The organism is Mycoplasmopsis agassizii, assembly GCF_002272945.1.
GTDB classification, from domain to species: Bacteria; Bacillota_I; Bacilli_A; order Mycoplasmatales; family Metamycoplasmataceae; genus Mycoplasmopsis_B; species Mycoplasmopsis_B agassizii.
Genome location: NZ_NQMN01000002.1, coordinates 373,830 through 398,086, shown reverse-complemented (window position 1 = coordinate 398,086; position 24,257 = coordinate 373,830). Strand labels below are relative to the sequence as shown.

At 28.7% G+C, this 24,257-nt stretch carries 16 protein-coding genes; 6 read left to right on the top strand and 10 right to left on the bottom strand.

All coding sequences use genetic code 4. The annotated features are described in order from the left end of the window. Positions 1-718: 718 nt before the first annotated feature. From CJF60_RS04210 to CJF60_RS04175, 9 genes are all read right to left on the bottom strand, one after another. Positions 719-2,062 carry a hypothetical protein gene (locus CJF60_RS04210; protein ID WP_084232190.1) on the bottom strand — a complete coding sequence of 448 codons (1,344 nt, stop codon included), beginning with the start codon at positions 2,060-2,062 and terminating at the stop codon, positions 719-721. Then, on the bottom strand, positions 2,052-2,177 hold the full coding sequence (locus tag CJF60_RS05405) for a hypothetical protein (RefSeq protein WP_268875541.1): 126 nt from the start codon (positions 2,175-2,177) through the stop codon (positions 2,052-2,054). Before CJF60_RS05405 ends, CJF60_RS04210 begins: the two co-directional genes overlap by 11 nt. A gap of 345 nt (positions 2,178-2,522) precedes the next feature. Further along, positions 2,523-3,458: an NAD(P)/FAD-dependent oxidoreductase gene (locus CJF60_RS04205; protein WP_084232191.1), complete on the bottom strand. Its 936-nt coding sequence runs from the start codon at positions 3,456-3,458 to the stop codon at positions 2,523-2,525. A gap of 102 nt (positions 3,459-3,560) precedes the next feature. Continuing rightward, complete coding sequence (gene lgt / locus CJF60_RS04200) at positions 3,561-4,622, bottom strand: prolipoprotein diacylglyceryl transferase (RefSeq protein ID WP_084232192.1); 1,062 nt, start codon at positions 4,620-4,622, stop codon at positions 3,561-3,563. Next, positions 4,609-5,532, bottom strand: coding sequence for an HPr(Ser) kinase/phosphatase (hprK, locus tag CJF60_RS04195; protein WP_084232193.1), 924 nt, complete (start codon positions 5,530-5,532; stop codon positions 4,609-4,611). Before hprK ends, lgt begins: the two co-directional genes overlap by 14 nt. A 1-nt stretch (position 5,533) precedes the next feature. Then, the gene (uvrA, locus tag CJF60_RS04190; protein ID WP_084232194.1) at positions 5,534-8,359 is read right to left on the bottom strand and encodes an excinuclease ABC subunit UvrA; all 2,826 of its coding nucleotides are present in this window, start codon (positions 8,357-8,359) and stop codon (positions 5,534-5,536) included. A 163-nt stretch (positions 8,360-8,522) separates the two neighbouring features. Beyond that, positions 8,523-8,915, bottom strand: coding sequence for a hypothetical protein (locus tag CJF60_RS04185; protein WP_084232195.1), 393 nt, complete (start codon positions 8,913-8,915; stop codon positions 8,523-8,525). Then, complete coding sequence (locus CJF60_RS04180) at positions 8,902-10,497, bottom strand: sialidase family protein (RefSeq protein WP_084232196.1); 1,596 nt, start codon at positions 10,495-10,497, stop codon at positions 8,902-8,904. The genes CJF60_RS04185 and CJF60_RS04180 overlap by 14 nt, the downstream gene beginning before the upstream one ends. Positions 10,498-11,009: 512 nt before the next feature. Continuing rightward, the gene (locus CJF60_RS04175) at positions 11,010-13,268 is read right to left on the bottom strand and encodes a sialidase family protein (RefSeq protein ID WP_084232197.1); all 2,259 of its coding nucleotides are present in this window, start codon (positions 13,266-13,268) and stop codon (positions 11,010-11,012) included. Between the two features lie 422 nt (positions 13,269-13,690). Between CJF60_RS04175 and CJF60_RS04170 the strand changes: the two genes are divergently transcribed. The 6 genes from CJF60_RS04170 (at position 13,691) to CJF60_RS04145 (ending at position 23,447) form a co-directional block, all read left to right on the top strand. Beyond that, complete coding sequence (locus CJF60_RS04170; RefSeq protein WP_084232198.1) at positions 13,691-16,633, top strand: AAA family ATPase; 2,943 nt, start codon at positions 13,691-13,693, stop codon at positions 16,631-16,633. A 386-nt stretch (positions 16,634-17,019) separates the two neighbouring features. Continuing rightward, positions 17,020-19,029 carry a S8 family serine peptidase gene (locus CJF60_RS04165; protein WP_084232199.1) on the top strand — a complete coding sequence of 670 codons (2,010 nt, stop codon included), beginning with the start codon at positions 17,020-17,022 and terminating at the stop codon, positions 19,027-19,029. Next, complete coding sequence (locus tag CJF60_RS04160; protein WP_084232200.1) at positions 19,001-20,041, top strand: hypothetical protein; 1,041 nt, start codon at positions 19,001-19,003, stop codon at positions 20,039-20,041. The genes CJF60_RS04165 and CJF60_RS04160 overlap by 29 nt, the downstream gene beginning before the upstream one ends. Positions 20,042-20,058: 17 nt before the next feature. After that, positions 20,059-21,090, top strand: coding sequence for a hypothetical protein (locus CJF60_RS04155; RefSeq protein ID WP_084232201.1), 1,032 nt, complete (start codon positions 20,059-20,061; stop codon positions 21,088-21,090). A 189-nt stretch (positions 21,091-21,279) separates the two neighbouring features. Beyond that, a complete protein-coding gene (locus CJF60_RS04150) occupies positions 21,280-21,996 on the top strand; it encodes a cysteine hydrolase (RefSeq protein WP_200807533.1) in 717 nt (238 codons plus the stop codon). Positions 21,997-22,115: 119 nt separating this feature from the next. Further along, a complete protein-coding gene (locus CJF60_RS04145) occupies positions 22,116-23,447 on the top strand; it encodes a hypothetical protein (protein WP_084232203.1) in 1,332 nt (443 codons plus the stop codon). A gap of 66 nt (positions 23,448-23,513) precedes the next feature. Here the strand turns inward: CJF60_RS04145 and CJF60_RS04140 are convergent, their stop codons facing one another. Further along, positions 23,514-24,236: a hypothetical protein gene (locus CJF60_RS04140; RefSeq protein ID WP_084232204.1), complete on the bottom strand. Its 723-nt coding sequence runs from the start codon at positions 24,234-24,236 to the stop codon at positions 23,514-23,516. Positions 24,237-24,257: the final 21 nt, after the last annotated feature.

The following is a 24,257-nucleotide window of genomic DNA, read 5'->3' as shown; positions in this document are numbered from 1 at the left end:
ATGCAGAATATTTTCATAATATTTAACTTGAATCAAAAAGTCGAATGTAATAGAGAAATTGTAATTTATTTTTAATCCATTGATTAATAACAAGTGATAATCCTCCTGAATTTTTCAAACTAGATTAAGTTGTTAAAGAATTCAATATTATAATTTACATTTTTCAATCTTATACTTCATATCAAAGGGAATAAATGAAAACTTAAAACTAATTACTTAGAAGAATTTTTAAAAAGATACAAACTTAGACAATATCACTACTGCCAATTACATATAGTTATTGAAAAAATTAATAAATGCAAAGATTAAATTTAAGATGATAATTTAGTAAATAACAAATTGTTCAAGTTGCATGCAAGTTTGAATTCATAAAAATTATTTTTGAACAAAAAAGTCTCTAAAAATCCTAAATACATTTTTTCTTAACCTATAAATGACTTATTCAGATTTTATTTGTAAAAACAAAAAGTGTGTCTTAAAATAAAAGTTTTGAAAAATAAATTTATTCCAAAAAAATTATTAAAACAAATCTATTAGCTATTTCTTTTGGATACTAAATTTGCATTATTTGTTTTTTGAAAATTAAATTTTTTATGAGTGTTTTTATTTAATTAAATAAAAAAGGAAGTGAATAAAAAATATTAACCGCAACCATTAAACTGCAGTTAATATTTAAATTGGTCTGATTAAATTTTGACCCAAACTTTTCTAATGGAGGTTAGTTATATTTAGTTCTCATAAAATCTACTGTTACTTTTAGATTTTCCTCATCTTGAATTAGATTTTTAGGAATTTTAAAAAATAAGGTATGTTGTTGATTTCCAGGTCCATATTTCATTGTGTTAGGATCTTTACCTTCATTCATAAATTCTACATAATCTTGATCAGTCTGATCTCCAGTAACAATATGAAGGGATTTAAAAATTGTAAAAATCACTTCGCTATTATCTATTTTAACATCAAATGATTCTTCAATATTATCACTAAATAGTTTAACATTACCACGATAATGAAATGCAGATAAGAGAACCAAATAATTTTGTTCAAAATAACTATCATTATATGTTGATAAGATCTCTGCTTTTTCGTTTTCGGGGAAAACTTTAGAATACTTCGTTTGATAATACAATGAGAATTTGTCTAGCAAATCACTAAGTTGGTGCTTATTTTTCAACAAAATTGATGAAAATTTATCAAAAGATTTATTCGTAGTTCATTCATTATTTTTTGAAGTTTGATATTTGGATAGATCTTGAGTTATAAATGAACTTATTGCTAGCATTCTATTAGAAATATGTGTTTTTTTATTTCTGTCATAACCTCTTTTTTCAATTTTATAATCACTGCCTTTTAAATCAAATAAGCTTTTATCTAATGAATATAATGCTCCGTTTTTGATGTCATTATTTGCATAAGTGGTAGTGTCATAACTAATAACAATTTTATTATCCTTAATAAAAATATCAGTTAGATTATTCATCACTGCTTGATTGTTTAGATAATATTGGCTATTTTCTCCTATTGGCGAAATGTCTTTCCCAAAATCAATGAAAATAAGGTGTTTTTGAAAATAATCCTCATCAAATTTCTTATTTAATTCATTGATATGCATTGCTAGAATCTCATCAAATTCTGCTTTTGAAATACTAAATTTTTCTTCTATTTTTTTATCATCATAGAATTTCTTTACCAAATATTTTTTTCAGTTATTAAAAAGTTCAGTCAATTCACTTTTTGATTTAAGAATAATTGTATCCTTACCATCAAATGACTCACTAGATAACATTTTGGCTATTTCTTCATTAAAAGAAAAATATTCAACTTTTTTGGAATTGAATTTTAGCTCTAAAAACTGATTTTTTAAATTGATTTTAGCATCTTGCACTGGTTTTTCCTTAGTAATAGGGTTTTGTGATAAATCAGGGTCTGGTTTCACCTGTACAATATCGATAGGTTTATCTTCGGGTTTTTGAATTATTGAAGAACAGCCAGCTGCAAAAAATAAAGAAGTTGTCGCAAAAGACAAAATTGAAGGTAACAAAATTTTCTTATTAAATAGCATATGATATCGCTCCTTTTAAATAGTTTAAGACTTTTAGTTTACCTTTATAGTCTTTATTAAGTTGTGCAGGAGTAGCACTTTTTAAACTAAGCAAATTAAAAATTGTTTTTGCCATTTTAATCCAATCTGCAAGTATTTGCTGAATAACAAAATTTTGCTGAAAAATTGATTGTAATTTATTGAGCGATTATCACTAATATCAATACATAATAATCTTACTGTTTTTGCAAAAAAGTCAAAGGAAATCATTTTTTTATTTTATTTTTTTATATTTTTTAAAAATTTGATTTTTTACTTAAATAATTTCTTATTACCATAAAATGAAACAACTAATCATCTTATATTAATTATTTGGATTACTAATAGATTTTTAAACTTGACTTTTTCTTGAGAACTTAATACTTTCGAATTAAAAAACCAAAGCACATCGCTATGCTTTGGTTGTTAATAGTATCAAATTCTATTTGATTAATTGTCCTGCTGTTTTTCCAGCAATTGCACCATCACCTGCTGCAGTCACTATCTGGCGAATGTCTTTAACTCTAATGTCACCTGCTGCAAAAATACCTTTGATTTTTGTTTGCATTAAGTCATCAGTTTTAATGAAACCATTTGGTTCAAGAATTCCTAATTCTTTAGCAAAACCTGCTGCTGGTAAGAAACCAATATAAGGGAAAATTGATGCTGCATCAATGGTTGTTACATCTTTACCACCATTATATTCAATTGTTACTTTTTCTAGTTTATCTTTACCACTAACTTCGGTAATTCTAGCTTCCATGTAGAATTTAACATTGTTTAATTTCTTCATTTCATCAACTAAATGTTTTTCAGCAATAAAGTTTTTGTCACGTACAACAACATGCACTTTTGAAGCAATTCCTGCTAAGAAAGTACCTTCTTCAATTGCTGAATTACCTCCACCAATTACGACTGAAGGATTTTTACCATATAAAGGTCCATCACAAATTACACAGTAAGATACACCTTTATGATAGTAATCACGGATATTTGGAATATCAAGTGGTTCACGGTTGATCATTCCTGTAGCAATGATAATTCCTTTAGCACTTAAGGTTTTTTCTCCATCATAAGTTTTATAAATAACTTCATGATCAAAATCACCATGTGATTTTAAATTCACAACTTCTCCATAAATGTGATCAGCACCAAACTTGGTAGCGTGTTCAAACATTTTCATTGCTAAAGTTGGTCCTTCAATTAATATATCACCCATTCAGTTTTCGATTTTAAAGGTATTGACCATCTTACCTCCAGGTGCACCTTTTTCAATAAAGGCTGTTTTCAGACCTGCTCTGGTAGCATAAACAGCTGCTGATAAAGCTGCTGGTCCTGCTCCTAAAATAATTACGTCATAATCATATTTTTTTGACATTTTAACTCCTAAAGATTGTTTACTTTAATTATATGCTTCTTAAACAAAAAAAACACCAAAACAGTAAAAAAATTACTGAGAAGGGTGTTTTTTGATGTTTTTCTATCTTTCAGGACGACGTTTTCTTAAACGGTCTCTGCTAATTTGAGGTTCTTCATTAGTTGTTGCTACTTCTGAACCTTTTGCTCCCTCTAAAGTATTTTCTAGAGTGATTAATGGAATTTTTACTTTTGGTACTAAAGGTCCCATTCATGATAAAGATGAACGGTAAACTAAAGCATAGTCAAAGCGATATTTCAAGCGTACACGCACATATCTGTGGGTTGAGAAAACTTCAAAATATCAAACCATCAATGCTCCAAAGAAGACAAAGACATAAGCAATAATTGTATAGTAATCGTAAGATTCTTCACGTAGTGGCTCCATTATAAACCGTACGACTCCATAGTAGAATAGATACATTCCACCAACTGTTCCTGGTCTAAATAGACCAAAGAAATTAAAGATTCAAACTAAGACTACATAGCCTGCAAGCGAGAAGATCGCTTCATATAAGAATAATGGGATACGCAATGCTGCTGAAGAAATTGGGTCAGTTGCATTATAAATATACATCTGCCGTGCGAAGGTTTCACCTCAAATCAAGGTGTGTGAACCATCGACATCGATTCTTCCGTAAACTTCGTGGTTAGCGAAGTTTCCAAAACGTCCAATTGCTTGTCCAATTAAAACAGCTGGTAAAATAAAACTAATTGCTAAACGATAATCAATTTTATTACGTTTAAAGAAGATGTAAATCAAGTTAGCTATTGTTGGTAGAATAACTCCACCTTGAATACTTAATCCCCCTTCTCAAACAGCATACCAGGCCGAATTAGGAAACGGATTAGCACTGTTATAGATTAATCTTTCAAAGATATATCATAATCTGGCTCCAATGATTGACATTGGAATAGTGATTAAAACTAAAACTGCTAATTCTTCCATCGCATAGCGCTGGCGATATCAAAAGAAGGCAATTGTCACAATTGCCGTTAAAATTCCAACTAACATTGTGAAGGTATAAATTGGAAAATCTCAACTACCAATTGAGAATAAGTAAGTAGCTGTCCCTTCTCTAAAGGGATATCAAGTGCTAAAATCTATGTCACTAATTTGGTTCACTTATAGTCCTTTCTCTAATGACATCAAGAGGGTCAACCCCTTGATTTCTTAAAATTTGCACATTTGCTGCTGCTTCTACAAGCGAAGCAAATGAGCGACCTGCTTTAACAGGAATTTCTATCAGGGGTATTTTAGCATTATATATTTGATAATGAAGATTTTTATTGCCTAGTCTATCAAAATCATTATTTTCTTTAAAATCTGTTAGTTTAACAACTAAATCAATGTCATGATCATCAACAATTGCTCGATAACCATAGACACTTTGAATGTCAATAAAGCCTAAACCACGTGCTTCTAAAAAGTTTTTAGTAATGCGTGGCGCACGGCCAACAATTTTTTCACCTATTTGTGAAACAATTACAGCATCATCTGTGACTAGTTGGTGACCTTTTTGAATTAATTCTAAAGCAGCTTCACTTTTACCAATGCCTGAATCACCCATGATCATCACACCTAAACCCATGATCACAACTAGTGTGCCATGGATTTGATAACTAGGAGCAAATTCTTCTAGTAAATATGAACCAATTGAACCATGCAATGAAGCCATGTTCATTCAGGTTTTGCAATAAGGAATGTTATAGCGATTTGCTAGTTGCTTAATAACTTCAGCATGCTTATCTGACATCCCTGAAGCCATGATTACTAAAGCAGGTTCGTTTTTGAAAATTAACTCAATTTCACCTCTAATATTATCAAAACCGACTGTATCAAAGAATTTTTTCTCTTGTGTAGACCAAACAATCACTGATCCTTTAATATCGTGAGTGTTTAAAAAACCTCCTAGAGCAAGCCCTGCTCTAGTCAGTGTTGGTTTAATAACTTGGCGCTCTCCTAGAATTGAAAGATTAACTTCTAGATTGAATTTTTTAACTAGATCCTTAACTAGAATTGTTTTTGTTGACATTTTATAATAGCTCCTTGATGAATTGACCTGTAAATGAATCAGGATTTTGAGCAACTTCTTCAGGTGTACCTTGAGCAACTATTTTGCCCCCATGTACTCCTCCACCCGGACCTAGATCAATAATATGATCAGCTGATTTAATCACATCTAAGTTATGTTCAATCACAATTACAGTGTCTCCATTATCAACTATTCGATTTAAAATATTTAATAATTTTTGCACATCATAAGAATGTAATCCTGTGGTTGGCTCATCTAAAACATAAACTGTTTTACCTGTGGCCTTTTTAATTAAGTGAGTTGCCAGTTTAATACGCTGTGCTTCTCCACCTGATAAAGTTGTTGATGATTGTCCTAATTTAATGTAATTTAGTCCAACATCATAAAGTGTATGAAGTTTTTCATGCACTTTTGGGCGATTTTCAAAAAACTCTAGAGCTTCTGAAACTGTCATATTTAAAACTTCAGAAATATTTTTGTTACGATATTTTATTTCTAAAGTTTCTGGGTTATAACGAGCCCCATCACAATGATCACAGACTACATAAACATCAGGTAAAAAGTGCATTTCAATTTTGATTTCACCATCACCATAACACTTATCACAGCGACCTCCATCGACATTAAATGAAAAGCGACCTTTTGAATAACCTCTAGCACGAGCTTCTTCAGTTGCTGAAAATAGATCACGAATATCATCAAAAACACCTGTATAAGTTGCTGGGTTAGAACGCGGCGTTCTTCCGATTGGACTTTGCGAAACTTCTACAATTTTATCGATAAATAAAAGCCCTGTAATAGAAGCATGTTTACCTGGTTTTACTTGGGTTCTAGATAAAATTTCTTGAACACCTTTAACAAAAATTTCGTTAATCAAAGTTGATTTTCCTGAACCAGAAACACCTGTTACAGCCACAAATTTATTTAAAGGAATTAAAACATTTAAATTCTTTAAATTGTTTTCACGTGCACCTTTAATATTAATATTTTGACCATTACCATAGCGCCTTTTTGTTGGTGTTTTGATCTCTAATTTTTTAGAAAGATATTGTCCTGTAATACTATTTTCATTTTCACAAATTTCTTCAAATGTACCAGCAGCAACAACTTGTCCTCCATCTTTACCAGCCTTAGGACCAATGTCGACAATATAGTCAGCAACCTTCATTGTGTCTTCATCGTGTTCCACAACAATTAAGGTATTTCCTAAATCAACCATACTTTTTAAAGTCTTAATTAATTTTAAATTATCCTTTTGATGAAGCCCAATTGAAGGCTCATCAAGCACATATAAAACACCTGTTAAATGTGATCCAATTTGCGTTGCTAATCTAATCCTTTGCGCTTCTCCACCTGATAAAGTTTCGGCTTTTCTAATCAGTGATAAATAGTCTAAACCAACATCAACTAAAAAGCCTAAACGGGTAATTAATTCTTGTAAAATCAAATGAGCAATTTCTTTATTATTACCATCTAAATTTAAATTAATAATTAAATTTAGAGCATCTTCAATTGACATTAAAGAATAATCATGAATGTTATAACCACCAACTTTTACAGCTAAAGCATAAGGGTTTAATCTTGCCCCATTACATGTTTTACAGTCAGCTTCTGACATGTATTTTGAATGGTATTTTCTAACTGCTTCACTAGTAGTATCTAATCATCTTCTTTCAACTTTAGGAATGATTCCTTCAATTTGTTTATGACGGCGATAAACTTGTCCACTATCACTTTTTAAAGTGAAACTAATATCTTCTTCTGAACCATATTTAATGATTCTTAATTCCCTAGTATTGTAGTCTGAAATAGGAATATTAGTTGGGATATTATAGTGTTTTAAAAGGGCAGAAAATTCTTGTCATTCTAGGTTAGTTGAATTAACTGTATTTTCAAAAAGTTTAATTCCACCTGCATTAATTGATAACTTTTTATCAGGTGCAAGTAAGTCAAAATCAGCACGCATTTCTGCACCTAAACCTTTACATGTTTCACACATTCCATAAGGTGCATTGAAACTAAATAATTTAGTTTCAATTTTAGGCATTTCAAAATCGCCAAAAGGACATGAATGTAATTTTGAAAAAAGTTTAATTTCTTTTGTATCAAAATTTTCAATCTTAACTACACCTTTTCCATATTCTAAAGCAAGGTCAATTGCATCTGCTAGATGTTGTCTTACTTCATCATTTAAGGCGATACGATCGATTACTAAATCAATTGTATGTTTTTTATTTTTATCTAAATTAATAGGCTCATCTAGAGTTAAAATTTCATCATCAATTTTAACTCTAACAAAAGTTTCTCTTTTTAATTTTTCAAGTAAATTTTGATGTGTTCCTTTTGCATTATCAACTAGTGGTGCTAGTACTAAAATACGGGATTTATCGGCAAAATTGAACACTTCTTCAATTATTTCCTTATTCTTTTTTCCTTTAATTTCAATTTCATGAGTAGGACAAAAAGGTGTTCCAATTCTAGCAAATAAAAGCCTTAAATAATCATGAATTTCAGTCACAGTTCCAACTGTTGATCTTGGATTATTATGAGTAGTTTTTTGTTCAATTGAAATCGCTGGTGAAAGCCCTTCAATTGAATCTACATCAGGTTTTTTAGTACCACCTAAAAATTGTCTAGCGTATGAAGATAATGAATCAACATATCTTCTTCGACCTTCTTCATAAATTGTATTAAATGCTAATGAAGATTTACCTGAACCTGATAAACCTGTAAATACAACTAATTTATTTTTAGGAATTGTTAATTCTATATTCTTTAAATTGTTTTCTCGTGCACCCTTAATGTGCAAAAAGTCTCTATTTTTCATATTTTAAAATTATAATGATTAACCTTCAAAAATCGAATTATTTAATCAGGTTTTTTCTTAAAATAAAATACTAAGCCTAGCCGTAAAACTAGACCTAGTATTGCAGAAAAACAAACTTTAATTTATTGAATAAAAATTTGTTTTCTGATAAACCAAAATTGAATTAATCAATTTTTAGTTTCAAAATTTCTAAAGCCATTTCGATGTTTTCAGTGCCTTCATTTTGAGGTGTTCTTGCTTCATAAAATGCAGCAAGTTGAATGCCATCATCTTCAACATCAATTAATTTTAAAGTTGAATATTCAAACTTATTATTTGCACCATTAAAATCGTAAATTTCTTTTGGGTTTGCAAAATCATTATTTTTGATTAAGTGCAATTTACCATGAGTTCTTCCACCTTGTTTAGTAGGAGCACTTATTAGTAAATAATCATCACCTTTATATCTAAAGTATTCAATCCCTTGAAGCACAGATGCTAGGATATTAAAGTTATCATAATGATCAAGTTTACCTTCTTCTTTAGCTTTATTTGTGAAGGTTTTACCCCCCATCATATGAATAACCAATTGCTAATTTACCCAAAGAATTTCGAGCAATAAAAACTAGTGTTCCATCTTGTTGTTCAACTACAGATGTTTCAGAGTATGAATTAGTTGCAACAAACTTGCTTGCTGTTCAGTCTCCATCTTTATCTCTAGTCATAAAGTAAACACCTACATGTCTACCTTGTGGTGTCATGCGATAATTAGTAAAGATTAATTTTCCATTATCAGCTTCATTATGTTGATTTCTTAAAATAATTCCATTACCAGGCCCAACTAAATCAATAGCCGTTGGATTGGTTTTATTAAGTTTATCATTTAAGAAACCTTCAAAAGTTACTTTATCTGTTTTTAAGTCAATTGTAAAATATGACAAGAAAACTTGAGTAACTAGTTTATATTTTGAAGCTGAAAAATCACCTTTATCATGATCTTTAAAGATCTCCATTGCTGACTGAACATAGGTTAAATTATCTTTATCAGATAAATCTTTTGTGGCATCCTTCATTTCATAAATATCCAAAATAAAGTCATTGCCTACTTGATCAAGATGAAGAACAACATTAACCTTTTCTTTAGTTTTTTCGTTGTATGCTTGATATCATTTTTTGCTTAAATCTTGGATATTAAACTGCAGCATAACATCTTTGACTCTATCAACTAAATTTAAGTTTCCAGAGTTGTAAAGTGCTGAAAGTGAAAGATTATTGATAAAGGCATTTCGACCTCTACCTGATACTCCAGCTTCACTAGGCATAGCATCAACAATTAAATGAGCAATATGTTTTTGATCATCAATTGTGAAACTACTATCAATTAAGGCAATCTTTTCTTTAGTGTTAGACTTAACTGTAATTAAATCTTTCATCTCTGACATAGTTTTAGTTTTTAAATCGTATGTTCTGATAGATTGATTAATACGGTTAAAAGGTGCATCAGATTGATTGTCAATTCTTCCATCTATTTGTAAATACAATTTGCCATTGTATTTACCGATTGAAGGAATACGGTAACTGTGTTTATGATTTAAGTTGTGAGTAAAGCCAAATTTTTTATATACTTGTTCAACAGTAACTTTTTGATCTGCTAAAGAAATATTTCGGACTTTAAGTCCACTAACTTTTGTTCTAAAGGTTTTAGCATCATCAACTTTATCAACACTTTTACCATCTTCGCCATAAAATTTGCCATCTTTTTCAAGTACAACTTTTACAAATAATGTACCTTCATGATTGCTAGCTAAATCTTTAATAATTTGAAGATTTACATTGTAACCTTCAAGACCTTTTAAAGGTTCTTTTAAATCACTATTTTTTAGTGATGTAATTTCAGTTGGTAGTTTTTCTTTTAAGGCATCAGCGACTGATAGTTTGTCATTTTGGTGAACATCATATCAGCCAATGATTTTATAATACTCTTCTTTATCAACACCTTTTGGTGGATCTGGTATTGGTTTAGGAGTGGGTTTACTAGGAGGAGTTGGTGGATCCTCTTTAGGGGGTGTACTTGGAGTACATGCAATAGCTGTAGCAGTAAGTGTCAAAGCACCAAGACTTAAACTGCTGATTGCAATAAATTTTTTACTTACTTTCATAATAACTCTTTCTCATTTGTTAATTTATTATAAATATCTAAATTTGTGTACCTCCTCGGAGAAATACTATTGTGTTATCAAAAAATGTTTAGTATTTGACTGATTACTTGAACGATTTTCAAGTTCCTGTCGGTAATTGCTTTAAAAACGTATAATTTTTACAAAAAAGTAGTTTTTCTGCAGTTTAAAGCCTGATTTTATTGCTTTTTTGCAAAAAATCTGAAGTTATTAGATTTTGGTTTATGTTATTAGAGATCTGTTTTTGACAAAAAAATGTTAATAATCATTTTTATAAATTTGAAATAATTTCACTTTTTATACCATAAAGTTAGAGTAATATAATGAACTTTATTTGCTTTATTTGTGTGTTTTATCTAAATGTATTGTTTAATAGTTCCTATTTATTCTATTTTTAGTAAATTATGTTTGAAATTTTTTCACATATGGCTTATTTTCTATCCTTAAAGTAATAAAAAAGATGTTGTTAAAAAACAACACCTCTTTGATTTTTTTTAGTAGATTTTAACTTTAAGAATTTCTAAAACTATCTCTACTACATCTTTATTTTTATTTTCATCAGTTTGGGTTTCATACAAGGTTGCAATTTTGACCCCTTCATCATCAACATCAATTAGTTCCAAATTAGAGTATTCAAACTTATCATTTTTGCGATTAAATCTATAAATTTCTTTAGCATTTTTAAAGTCATTATTTTTAACTAAAAACAGTTTACCTTCTCTTCTCCCACCCTGTTTTGAAGGTCCACTTAGTAATAAGTAATCATCACCTTTATATTTAAAATATTCAATACCATGAAGAACTGATGACAATAAATCTACATTGCTATAAAGATCCATTTTATCCTTATTACCTGCTTTATTAGTAAACGTTTTTCCACCATCATATGAGTAACCAATTGCTAATTTATTCATAGTATTTCTAGCAATAAAAACTAGTGTTCCATCTTGTTGTTCAACAATTGTTGTCTCCGTAAAATTAGATTCTCCACCAGCAATAAAATTGCTATGTGTTCATTCGCCATGGCGATCTTTCATCATGAAATATGCACCAAGACTTCTTCTTAAAACATTAATTCTATAATTTGCAAAAACTAGTTTTCCATTGTCTTCAGCATTTTTTTGATGTCTTAAAATTATTCCATTTCCAGGGCTAACTAGATCAATTGATGTTCGTTTTTCTTTAATCAAATCATCGTTTAGAAATCTATGAAAAGTAATTTCATTTGTCTTCAAATCAATTGTCAAATAAGATAAAAACGTTTGTGGAATAACCTTGTATTTTGAACGTTCATATTTGCCATTTTCATAATTTTTAAATAATTCAAAAGCTGATTGAATTAACTTCATTTCATTTACATTATTTAAATTTGAATTTGCATTTTTCATTTCATAAACATCAAAAATAAATTTATTATTTTTGACTTCTAAATTAATTACTACATTAGTTTTTTCTTTAGTTTTATAGTTATAACCTTGGTACCAATTACTGTTTCGCTCACTTATTTTGAATTCAATAAATTCATCTTTAACACGGTCTAATAATTTCAAATTTCCTGAGTTATAAATTCCCGAAAGATTCATATCTTGATTAAATGTACTTTTACTCATTCCAATGTAACCAGCATCAGAAGGAAAAGCATCAACAATTAAATGAGCAATATCATTTTCTTCATCAATTGTTAAATTACTATCAATTAAAGTAATACGTTCTTTTGTATCGGTTCTAACTGACAAAATATCTTTTGCATTTGAAAATTGTTGAGTTTTTAAATCAAAAGTTTTTAATGATTGCACAATTCTATTTAAAGGAGTATCTTCTTTATTATCAATTCTGCCATCAATTTGTAAATATAATTTATCTTGATATTTTGCAATCGAAGGAATTCGATAAGTATGTTTTTGGTTTTCCTTATGTTGAAATGCGAACTGTTTAAAAAGTTGCTGAACATAGACATTTTCTTGTTTTAATTTATCATCTTCTTTTTTAAATCCAGTTACTAAAATAGAACCTATTTTTACATCTTTAAGTCTGCTATAAATTTGGTATGAATCATCAAAATAAGTGTCTCCACTTTTCAAAATTAATTGAGCTTCTAAGCTTCCTTGAATTTTTAATTTAGAGTCGTTAATAACCTGAATAATTAATTCAAAACTTTCAGGTATTTCAAAAGGTTCTAGTAAGTCATTATTAGATATTTCGATAACATCATTAACCGAGATATTTTCAAAGCTTTTTTGAACTTGTATTACTTTTTTATGGTTTTTTAAATACCATTGATAAGCGACTTCATTTAATAAAATATGTGGACTTATTACTTCAGGAATTTCTTTTAAAACTACTTTTAAATCCTTAAATTCAACTCTTTTAATCTTAGATGTTTCTCCATTTGAAAAAGTTAAAGAAACAGTTATAGTTTTATTTTTGGAACTATTTTCAAGATAAGCAAAATCTGAAATGACAAAATCTTCATGTAAATTATTTTCAATTTCTAATTTACTTTTTTCATCAAGTAAATCGAAAAATTGATTAGGTTTATCAGCAGTTATACTTTCTAATTTTTCTTTTAATTTACTTAATTCTTTATATTCATCTTTTGCAATTATTTCACTTGGTATTTTACTTAAATCAAATCTTTTAATTTCATCAAGTGGTGTGTTATCTTTTATTATTGTTGAACATGCCACAGCAATAACAGATGATGAAATTATTAGAGGTATAAATGAAGTCAAAATTAGTTTTTTCTTGTTCATAATTTATTCCTTATATTTCCGTAATTTAAATTTTATGCTTTTAATTTTTTAAATCATCAAATTGAAATAAATTAAAAAATTTATGAAGTATTATTCAATTTTGTGATTAGTATAATTGCTTTCAAAATATTAAAAGATGTTTGCGATGAATCAATTGAAATTTATTTTTTAAAGTTCAAATTTTAAAAAATACTTTTTAAAGATGGCTTTCAAAACTGAAAATTTGATTTTAATTTTGCTGATCAATTTTTTTAAAAAACCTTTTTCAAAAAAGTAAAAATAAGTTGAATTAGGTACTTCAAAATAACTTAAAACTAATCAGTTTTTGGGCTCAAAAAAATTAAATAAATTTGTTTATTAAATAATTTTTTTTGAAGTTAATTCTTTATAATTAAATTAATTATATTTTATAAAGGAAGAAGATGAAACTAATCAAATTTTATGCTCATGGTTTTAAATCATTTGCCGATCCTATTCAATTAAGTTTTGATGGTGGTGTTGTTGGAATTATTGGACCAAATGGTTCAGGTAAAAGTAATATCAACGATGCTATTAAATGAGTACTTGGAGAGCAATCTTCAAAAATGCTTCGTGGTGAATCTATGGAAGATGTTATCTTCGCAGGTTCACAAAAAGTAAGGCCTCTTGATCGCGCAATTGTAACATTAACATTCGATAACAGAGCACGCAGTGTAAGTCTGCCACATGATGAAATTCGCATCACTCGTGAATTAGAAAGAGGAGATGGAAAAAACAAATACTATATTAATGATGAACTCGTTCGTTATAAAGATATTAAAGATATTGTTTTAGAATCAGGTATTTCTAAATCATCATTAGCAATTATTTCTCAAGGAACAGTTAGTGATATTGCTGAAGCAACTCCTGAGAGTCGCCGTTTAATTTTTGAAGAAGCAGCTGGAGTAAGTAAGTATCGTGCTCGTAAAGTTGAATCATTAAGAAAACTAGAAAAAACTGCAGAATCACTAGCACAAATTCAAACAGTTATTAATGAACTGGATAAACAGCTTAAGCCACTTAGAACACAAGCTGAAAAAGCCAAAATCTATTTAGAAAAATCTCGAGAGTTAAAAGCAGTTGAAGTTGCTGTTTTAGTTCACAACTTAACCTACTTTAAAGAGAAATTAGCTGAATATGAAAAACAACTTGAAGGTGTTAAAGAAACACGTGAAAACCTTGAAAGTCAAATTTCTCGTTCAGAACAATCTTTAAAACAAAATTCTTCAGATCGCTTGGCTCATGAAAATGATCTACAAAAAATTGGTAAAGAATTAGATGAGATTAATGCTGGTCTAAAAGATCTAGAAGTTATCTTTGCTACAGAAAGCCAAAGAAGACAACTGATTATTTCAGGACAACTACAAGCAACAACTGAAGAAAAGAAAAATGCAATTAGAGAACAAATTAGTGCTAAACAAGCATCATTTAATTTCTATGCAGAACAACGCGCAGAATTTGCTAGAAGAATTGATGAAAAAAGAATTGAATCTGCAGAAAAAGATCGTTTAATTAACGATCTAAGAATTCTTCAAGCTAAAGAAATTAAGAAATTAAATGAAGCACGTACTAAGATTTCTATCCTAGAAGAACACAGAAAAAATAAAACTAATTTATTCCGTGGTGTAAAAACCGTGATGGAACATAAAAATATTTTTAAAGGTTACCATGGATTAGTTAGTGACTTATTAGATGTGCCCGAAGAATATCATTTAGCAATTGAAGCAGCGCTAGGTAATGCATTGCAACATATTGTTGTTAATGATTCAGATACAGCTGTTCAAGCTATTAATTTCTTAAAACAAAACGATGCAGGTCGTGCGACTTTTATTCCTTTAAAGTCAATTTCTGCAAAATCAGTACGCCGTGAACACGAAATGGCAATTTCTAATATTGATGGTTTTGTAGGTGTAGCTTCAAAACTATTCAAAATTGATCCTAAATTAAATGTTCTTTTAGAATTTTTATTAGGAAATATCATCTTTACAGATGATATTAAATCAGCTAAAAATATTGATGAAATGCTAGAACACCGTTACATGATTGTAACTCTATATGGAGATATCATTCGTGCAGGTGGAGTTATGACAGGGGGAACACCTCAAGCAAGTACTTCTTTAATCGGAATTGATGAGCAGATTGAAAAACTGCAAGCAGCAATTCCTTTAATTGAACAAGAAGAAAACAGTTTAATCAACCAAATCAGTATTGCTGATAGTCAACGCCAAAATATTGTTACTTTAATCAGTCAATTAACTATTGAACAAACTAAAATCAATATTGCTTATGAAAATGATGAAAACGCTCTTAATCAACTTCGTGCTGAATATGAAACTATTTCAAGTGAAAAACTAGAAGTAGAAGCTTCTACAGAAGTAACTGATAGAATTCACTCATTACAAGCTCGTAAAACTAATCTAGAAATTGATAAGCGCACTAAACAAGAACGTGTTCTTAGTTTAAATACAGAACACTATCGCTTAACTAATGAAAAACTAGAATGAGAAAAATCACTAAGAACACTGAATAATGCTTTCTCAAAAGTTATTACTGAAAAAGATCGTGCAGAATTTATTCTTTCTTCAAATCATAAACGTTTAAGTGAATACTACAACATGACTCTAGAAGTTGCTCAAAGCAACTACAAACTAGAGATGGATTTAGAAGAAGCAGAAGCAATTATTTCAAAACTACAAGCTTCTATCCGTGATCTAGGTCATGTCAATGTGGAAGCTATTCAGCAATTTGAACAAATTTCAGAACGTTTTGATGAACTGAAAGTTGCTGAAAACGAAATCATTGAAACTAAAGTTAGAATTGAAGAAGCTATTAAAGAAATGGACAAAATCATTATTGAAAGAATGAGATTGACCCTTGATGAAATTGGCGGTGAATTCAACAATGTCTTTAGAGAAATGTTTGGTGGGGGGCAAGCTAGTGTGCACTATGTTGATGAATCAAATCCACTAGAAAGTGGAATTGATATCAAAGCTCAACCCCCTGGAAAAAGTATTAAAAACTTACGTTTATTCTCAGGTGGGGAAAAATCATTAATTGCTATTTCACTACTATTTGCGATTCTAAAATCTAGACCACTTGCTCTATGTATTTTAGATGAAGTTGAAGCAGCACTTGATGAAGCAAATGTTGTGCGCTACGCTGACTATCTACAAGAATTAAAACCTAAAACTCAGTTCTTAGTTATTACTCACCGTCACGGAACCATGAGCCGTGTTGACCATTTATTTGGTGCAACAATGCAAACTCGTGGAGTAACTTCATTCTTTACTGTTAAGATTGAAGATGCTAAAAAAATGGTTGAAGATACTCAAGTTATTGAAAACTAATTTTTACTGTTTAATAATTAATGCTCCTTTTTAAGGAGCATTTTTTTGTACAGTTTTGAATAAATGGCAATTCAAAAAGGCAGTTTTTTTATATTTTGTTTTTATCAAATTTAATAAAAAAATTTTTACGTATTATTTCCTGTAAATTAATACATAAATGAATATAAAAATTAAAAACTGCAAAAAATATGAAAAAAAATAATTTTCAAAACTTTTTTGATTTTTTAATAAAATTATTATGGTGAGTTGTAAAAAATAATTCACCAATAAATCAATAATAAAATCGTTTATCTCTAAATATCACAAAGATTATTTTAGAAATTTACTTAATAAAATGTTTTTGTGACATTTATATAAACAAAATCAACATTAGTTAAGGAAATTAAATGAAAAAAAGTTTAAATAAAAAATTTTTTAAATGAATGTTTTCAATTGTTCCTTTAACCGTTGCTGGAGTGGCTTCCTTAGGGATGTCAACTGCAACTCATAGTAACGATTTTGGTCAAACTGAAGATAATTCAAAATTATATATTGAAAAAAATACAACAATGAGCGAATACATTGCTCTTGTTGAAAACAGCAATTCCATAGCTGAACTTGTAAATCAAACAACCTTCAACTATAGAAGACCCGAGTTTGTAGAATCAGTTTCAACTTTTGAAGAATTTCAAAAAGTTATGGAACAAGGTGCAAACCGTTTAGACATTGTTTTTAAATACAATGTCGATAAAGAAAAAATCAAATCTTATGTAGAAAAGATTGAATCTACTTTTAAAGATGATTTTGAAACTATTTATGCTGAATACACCCTTACATTTTCTATTGCATTTAAAAATTTAGAAGATTTTAAAAAATTAGTTGTCAAAATGATGCAACTAAATATTGATTATCAAGATCTTCTACAAGTAAATGTCCATGAAACAGGGAGAAGTTTTGAGGAATTTTCACCAACGGCTTTTTATGATTTAAGCCATGAATATCATGGTGGTACAGCAAAAATTGAAGAATTTTGAACTAATTATTATCCAACAAATAAACGAAGATACGAACTTGTAGGTTTGGATCATGACACTTTATCAGGTGCAAGGCATTTTGTTTTATCACAACAAGACAGAAGAAATAAAGTTATTGTTAATGCTGGAATTATTGAAGCAAGGTCTGAAGATTGAAAGTCTCCTTTAGTTAATCGCAATTCTCCCGCTTTCCAAGACTCTAACAAAATTATTATCAAAGGAAATGGTCGTTCATCAGAACTTCACTCTCATGCAAACAGTGTAGCTGAAATCATTATTGGTAAACAAGGATTAAATCCACACATTTCATTATTTTCAGAACAAACAGGCAATTGAAATGGTTGATTAAACTCTTCCTTAAATTGATTCTTACAAAACAAGGTTCACATTGTTAATAATAGTTGAAAAATCAAAAATAATCTTGTTGAATCATATAACGATGATTCTGCATGATTAGATAATTTCTTAAATGCAAACGAAGATTTTATTTTCATAATAGCATCAGGAAATGATTATCGCAAAACTTTTGAAGACAAGAAGACAAACAAAATCTATAAATTAGACTACATGGACGGGTATAATCTTTCTCAAAACGCTATTAACGTTAGTGCTTTAGAATTGGAAGAAAGAGTAAACCCTGCACCGTTTACAGAAAAATCAAAAGATGACAGTTATATTACAACTTCTGTTCCTGATTCATTTTTAGCAACCAGTTCTTATATAACTGATAGAGGTACCAGTTTTGCAGCGCCAACTGTTACAGCAATGGCCACTTTCATGAGAGCAAATTATGAATACTTATTTAGAAAAGGTTCTGATTATTTAATTTTTAAGAGCGCTTTAATTTCAGGTTCTAGAAACAATAGCGTTTCTGCCCGTTTTGACTCATCTACAGGTGCTGGTCTTCACGATGTTTATGATAAAAGAGTTGGTTTTGGTAGAGCAAACTACAAAAAGATGTCAGAGTCAATATTCAATTTAGAATATTTCCGAATTTTTGCAAACGGCAGAGAAAAGTCTAAATCACAAACAGAAAGAACCTTAAGAGAAGGTAAAAGATATCGTGCTAACATAACCTGAAAAGGTCAAGATCTGTATAAAACCAGATGAGTAAATGATTTTTTATTTTTTGGGCATACAGAATATGAATATGTTGGTCCTATTAATTTAAATTTACAAATCACTACACCTGATGGTAAAAAAATTAATGCAGTAAAAATTTATAAAGAAACAACATGAGGAGAACAAGTAATGAACACCGAAACAATTGAATTCGAAACTAAATTATCAGGTGTTTATAAATTTGAAGTTATTTATGATCCATATGAAGAAAATGGAAGAAAGAGAGATCTAGATGTTGCGTTTACATACTCAGAACTTTAGAAAATTAAAATATAAGAGATTTTTATTTATTTTAGGGTTGTCATCAATGTTTGCGGGTTCACTTTCTGCTATAGCATGTTCAGCAAAACTTGAGCATCCAGTAGAAATTACTCCCGAAGACATTCGACTTAAATTAACAGGTCAGGGGACAGATATAAGTGAAAAAGTTTTAGAAAATAAGAAAACAGTTCTGCAACTTAAAACAGTTGGTTATAACCAATTTACTTTTTCTGATTATTGATGGTCATTTAGTGACAACAATTTAATTAATAACGCTTCAAGGATTCATGGAATTGATTCAGAAAAATCAATATCATATAGTAATCTTGAAAAAGCAAATATAGAATTCCTTCCTGTTGAAGAAGTATTCTTTAAAGTAGACGGTCTAAAAAATCTTGAAAAAGAAATAAACGAAACGTCAATGTTAAAGACAGCAAAGTCTTTAAGTGATCAAAAAACTACAGATAAACAATTCAAATCAATTAGTCTTGTGACCGATGAAGAGTCACTAAAGACACAACTTCGAATTAGCGAAGAAGAAAAAGAAAGATTTTCTAAATTCATTAAAGAAAAAGTTGATTCAAATCTGACTGAAGAGCAAATTGAAAAACTAAAACCGTGAAATTCATATTTTAGTTATAACTTAATTAATGAAAAATTAGATTTTGAAAAAAACAATTACCTGTTTGTTAAAGATCTTACTGAATTTATTGAGGATTCAAGTTACTACCTCTCAGAGAAATATAAAGAGTACGTGAAAGTTGATAAAGGTGTTCAACTTAGTGACTATGATGTTAATGCAGAAACAAAAACAATTACCTTAAAATTCTCTTTAGTTGAAATTCCATTGGTTGGTCAGTTGCTTGTTCCAACAAGTGCTAACCCTTATATTTATACAGGTCCAAAAGATACAACATCATGATTTCTTCCTATTGAAAAGAGTATATTGAGTGATTTCGATCTTAACGAGTGAAAAATTGAAAGAAATTTTCATTTTCCAGTTAATGATTAAATACTTAAAAGAATAATATGTCTTCATTCAGAAAATTTTTGGTTTTTTCAGGGCTAACTATTCTGTTTTTAGCTACCTTTTCAGCAATTGCTTGTAAATCTATTAATGAAGATAATGTAGAACTTACACCCGAAGATCGGCGTTTAAAAGCGGAGGGTAAAGGTACTGACATCAGTGAAAAAGTATTAGAAAATAAAAAAACAGTTGTTCAATTAAAAATGGCTGGTTATAATCAATTTACTTTTTCTGACTATTGATGATTAGAAAATGATAGTCAAAAAATAAATCTTTCTTCTCAAACTAATGGAATTGATGCAGAAAAATCTCTTATGTCTACACGCTCTGAAAGAATTATTAAACAATTAGAAAGTGGAAAAATACAAAAACTGCCATCTGTACCCAGTCGTGAAGTTTTCTTTAAGGTGGATAACTTAAAAACAATTGAAGAAGAAATTGGTAAGTCTTCAATGCTAGAAACTTCAAAATCACTAGATGATCAAATACATAGTGATAAACAGTTTAAAACTATTAGTCTTGTTAGTGATGAAGAATCTTTAAAAACACAACTGAGAGTTAGTGAAAAAGAAAAAGAAAAATTTTCTCAATTCATTAAGGAAAAAGTTAATCCAAATCTGACTGAAGAGCAAATTGAAAAACTGAAACCATGAAATTCATATTTCAGTTATGATTTGATTAAAGATAAACTTAACTTAGAAAATAATAATTATTTATTTATTAAAGACCTAACAAGATTTATTGAACCTTCTGACGCCTATTATTCAGAAAAATATCAAGCTTATGTCAAGGTTGATACAGGTGTACAACTTAGTGACTATAAAATTGATAAAGAAACCAAAACAATTACTTTGGAATTTTCATATATTACTGTCCCTTATTCTTTTCTGGTAACTAAAACACAAGACATTAAACCTGATGTATACACTGGTCCTAGAAAATCTACATCTTGATTAGTACCAGTTGATAAGAGTGAATTAAGTGATTTTGATCTTAATGAGTGAACCATTAAAATCACTTCTAGACCTTCTTAAGAATAATCATTTCTACAATTTAAACTAAATGGGCTACCTTCTTGGTAGTATCCATTTAGTTTTTATTTTTTTAAAAATAAGCCCTTATTTATGAAAAAATGTCTAAAAAGTTGCTTTTTTGGGTTTTTTTAGTCAAAAAACTAATTTTTTAGTAATAATATTATTACTAAAATGAAAAAGGAGTCTATTATGAATATAGATAAATACTTAGAACCAGTCTACGGCTTAAAACATGACAAGGTTAAATTTAATAAAAAATCAACTGCCTTTGTGATCATTGATCCCCAAATTGATTTCTTATCAGAAAAAGGCGTTATGTGACCTGTGATTGGGGAAAACCTAAAAACTGTTGGTACAGTAAGAAATTTAGATAGGTTGTTTCAAGCAGCTGAAAAGTATAATCTAAACGTAATTATTAGTCCTCACTATTATTATGATCATGATTATAAATGAGCATATGGTGGACCTGGAGAACATTTTATGCATGATACAAAAATGTTTTATAAAAAAGCAGGAGCACATAGCGAAATCATTCATGAATCAGGTGCTGACTGATTACCACAATATAAAAAATATATTAACTCACGTGAATTAACTACTGTTGCTAGTCCACACAAAATCTTTGGACCACAAACTAACGATGTAGTTTTACAACTTCGCAAACGTAAAATTAATACAATTATCTTAGCAGGTATGGCAGCAAATCTTTGTGTTGAATCACATCTTAGAGATTTAGTTGAGCAAGGTTTTGAAGTTGTTGTAGTTAAAGATGCAACAGCAGGACCACAAGCACCTGAAGGCGATGGATACCACGCAGCATTAATTAATTATCGCTATATTGCTAACGAAATCATTACAACTGACGACTTATTAAGACGTTTAGAAAAACATTTAAAAAATATTTAAACTGAACCCAAAACCCTTTTCTCTGAAATCAGAAAAGGGTTTTATTTTAAATGCTTTTTATCCTATAAAATAAAAAGTTATTAAGTATCATATAGAAAGATATTTAAATTAGGAGCACTATGGAAAACATTCACAACTTACATAACCCACTTTATAAAATTGAAGAAAAAGATGGATTTTGAGAGGTTAATTTTAATAGCCCAAGACCTTTATATGAATCTGTAATGGCAATCATCAAGAAACAAAAACAAGAAGAAGAAAAATATAAAGATCTTGATGAAGAAAGAGAATTTATCGACCGAATTGTTGGTTCAGTTTGAGAAGGAATTTTAAAAAGAGCTAGAGAAAAGAAAATTGCAATTGTCAGAAATGACTTAATGAAATTTGAGCTTAAAAATGATGGTTATTTTTTCACTCTAAATATTTATTACTTACAAGGTCCGAATTTAGAACATATTAGAAACTATCCAAATAAATTTAACTTTAAATTTATTCAGGATTTAAAAGTTGATAAGAACTTAAAAACAAGAAACACTTTATTAGTTGGTCAAGATCTAAAACCATTTGAAACTGCTGAAACTAATAAAATTGACAAAATCGGTAGAGTTTTAGAAATTAAATTAACCTTTAGTTCTAAAACTAAAAAAGAACTTGAAAATGTTCAAACTATCGATACTTTTGTAGTTGGTTTAGGTGTCATTAATAATGATGAATTCAAAAAACTTAAAGGTAAAAAAGTCGGAGACAAAATTGAATTTTCAGCTAGAAAAATTTTATATGGATGAGATCAAAGCGATAATTTTTTAAATCATGATGTTGTTGTAACTGTTGAAATTACTAAAATAAAAAATATTTTATGAAGATCATCCATTGAACAATTATGAGATGAAAAAGAAATTAAAGATCAATATAAAACAATTGAAAATTTAGAAAGATTTATTGAAGATTTATCTAAGTTTGAATTAAAGATTTTTGACAATTTTCATTGGTCATATAACTTTGTTGAATGACTAGTTAAGAGTCCTGTTTTCTCTTTATCAGAAATTGCTAAAAAACAAATGGAAATTAAATATGAAGAAGTTTTCAAGAAAGCAAATGAAAGTGAAGAAATCAGAAATAAACTAAAACCTGAATTAAAAGAAATAAAAGATTTAGATCAATTTATTAAAAAAGCAACCGAAGTTGAAGTTAATCCATTTAAAATTTCTGCATTAGTTGATGATGCAATTACAGTTGATGAAGAGCATAAAAAATTGTCTGATTTTATTCAACATAACTTAGTTATTTATTTTAAATATCATCGAGAAATTTTTGCAAAACAGGATTTAGCGATTACAACTTTAATGAATTATTTAACCATCATAAAAGTTGCAAAAGTTCAAAACATAAATCAAACTTATGAATTTATAAAAGAAGAAATTAATAACTTCAAATTAAAAGATATTTATTAAAATCATGAAGCAAAAAAGCAGGACACAATCCTGCTTTTTGTTTACTATTTTTTTGGCATAAAAATATTAATTAAAGTTAGCTTCTTTAATTAAAGAAATTAGAAATTTTCTTTCAGTTTCTAAGTCCATTTTTTTGTTATGTTTTTTAGTAAATTTAAAATATACATTTAGCAATCTATCATATTTTTCTTGATTAGTTTTTGCCTCTTTACAATAATTAATATATTCAATATATGAAATCTCTTCTGCTTTAATTGTCTTATCTGCAAGTGCAAGTGGCTTTAAGTGAGTTGCTAATTTTTTGATAACATTTTTAACAACTTCATCTGAATAGTCAATTGAATTTTCAAAAAACTTTCTTAAATTTATAAATGAAATTAAAATATAAAACAAAGCCGAAAAACCGTAAATACCAATTCCTATATATCCAATTGTAGAATAATGTCCTGTTAATGAGATATAAACTTCAGCATTAAATGAAGCAACCAAGGGCATAATTCAGGTTATAAATAATGAGATAGAAGATAATGAAATAAATATGCTCAATTTGATTAAAACGTCCATTTTTAGGGACTTATAGTGCGATTTTTTAAAACTCAAAAACTCTGATTTTCTTAAAATTTTATTATTTCTTTCACTTAAAAAAATGGTTATAAAGTAAAACAAAATTGGTCAAAATAAAATAGCAACTAAACCCAGAATACTAATAGAAAATAAACCTCAACTTAATGAATAATTAAATTGCTGATTTATTTGATCACTTATTACATCTGTTCTAATTGCTATCATAGTAATTTATATTTTACAAAT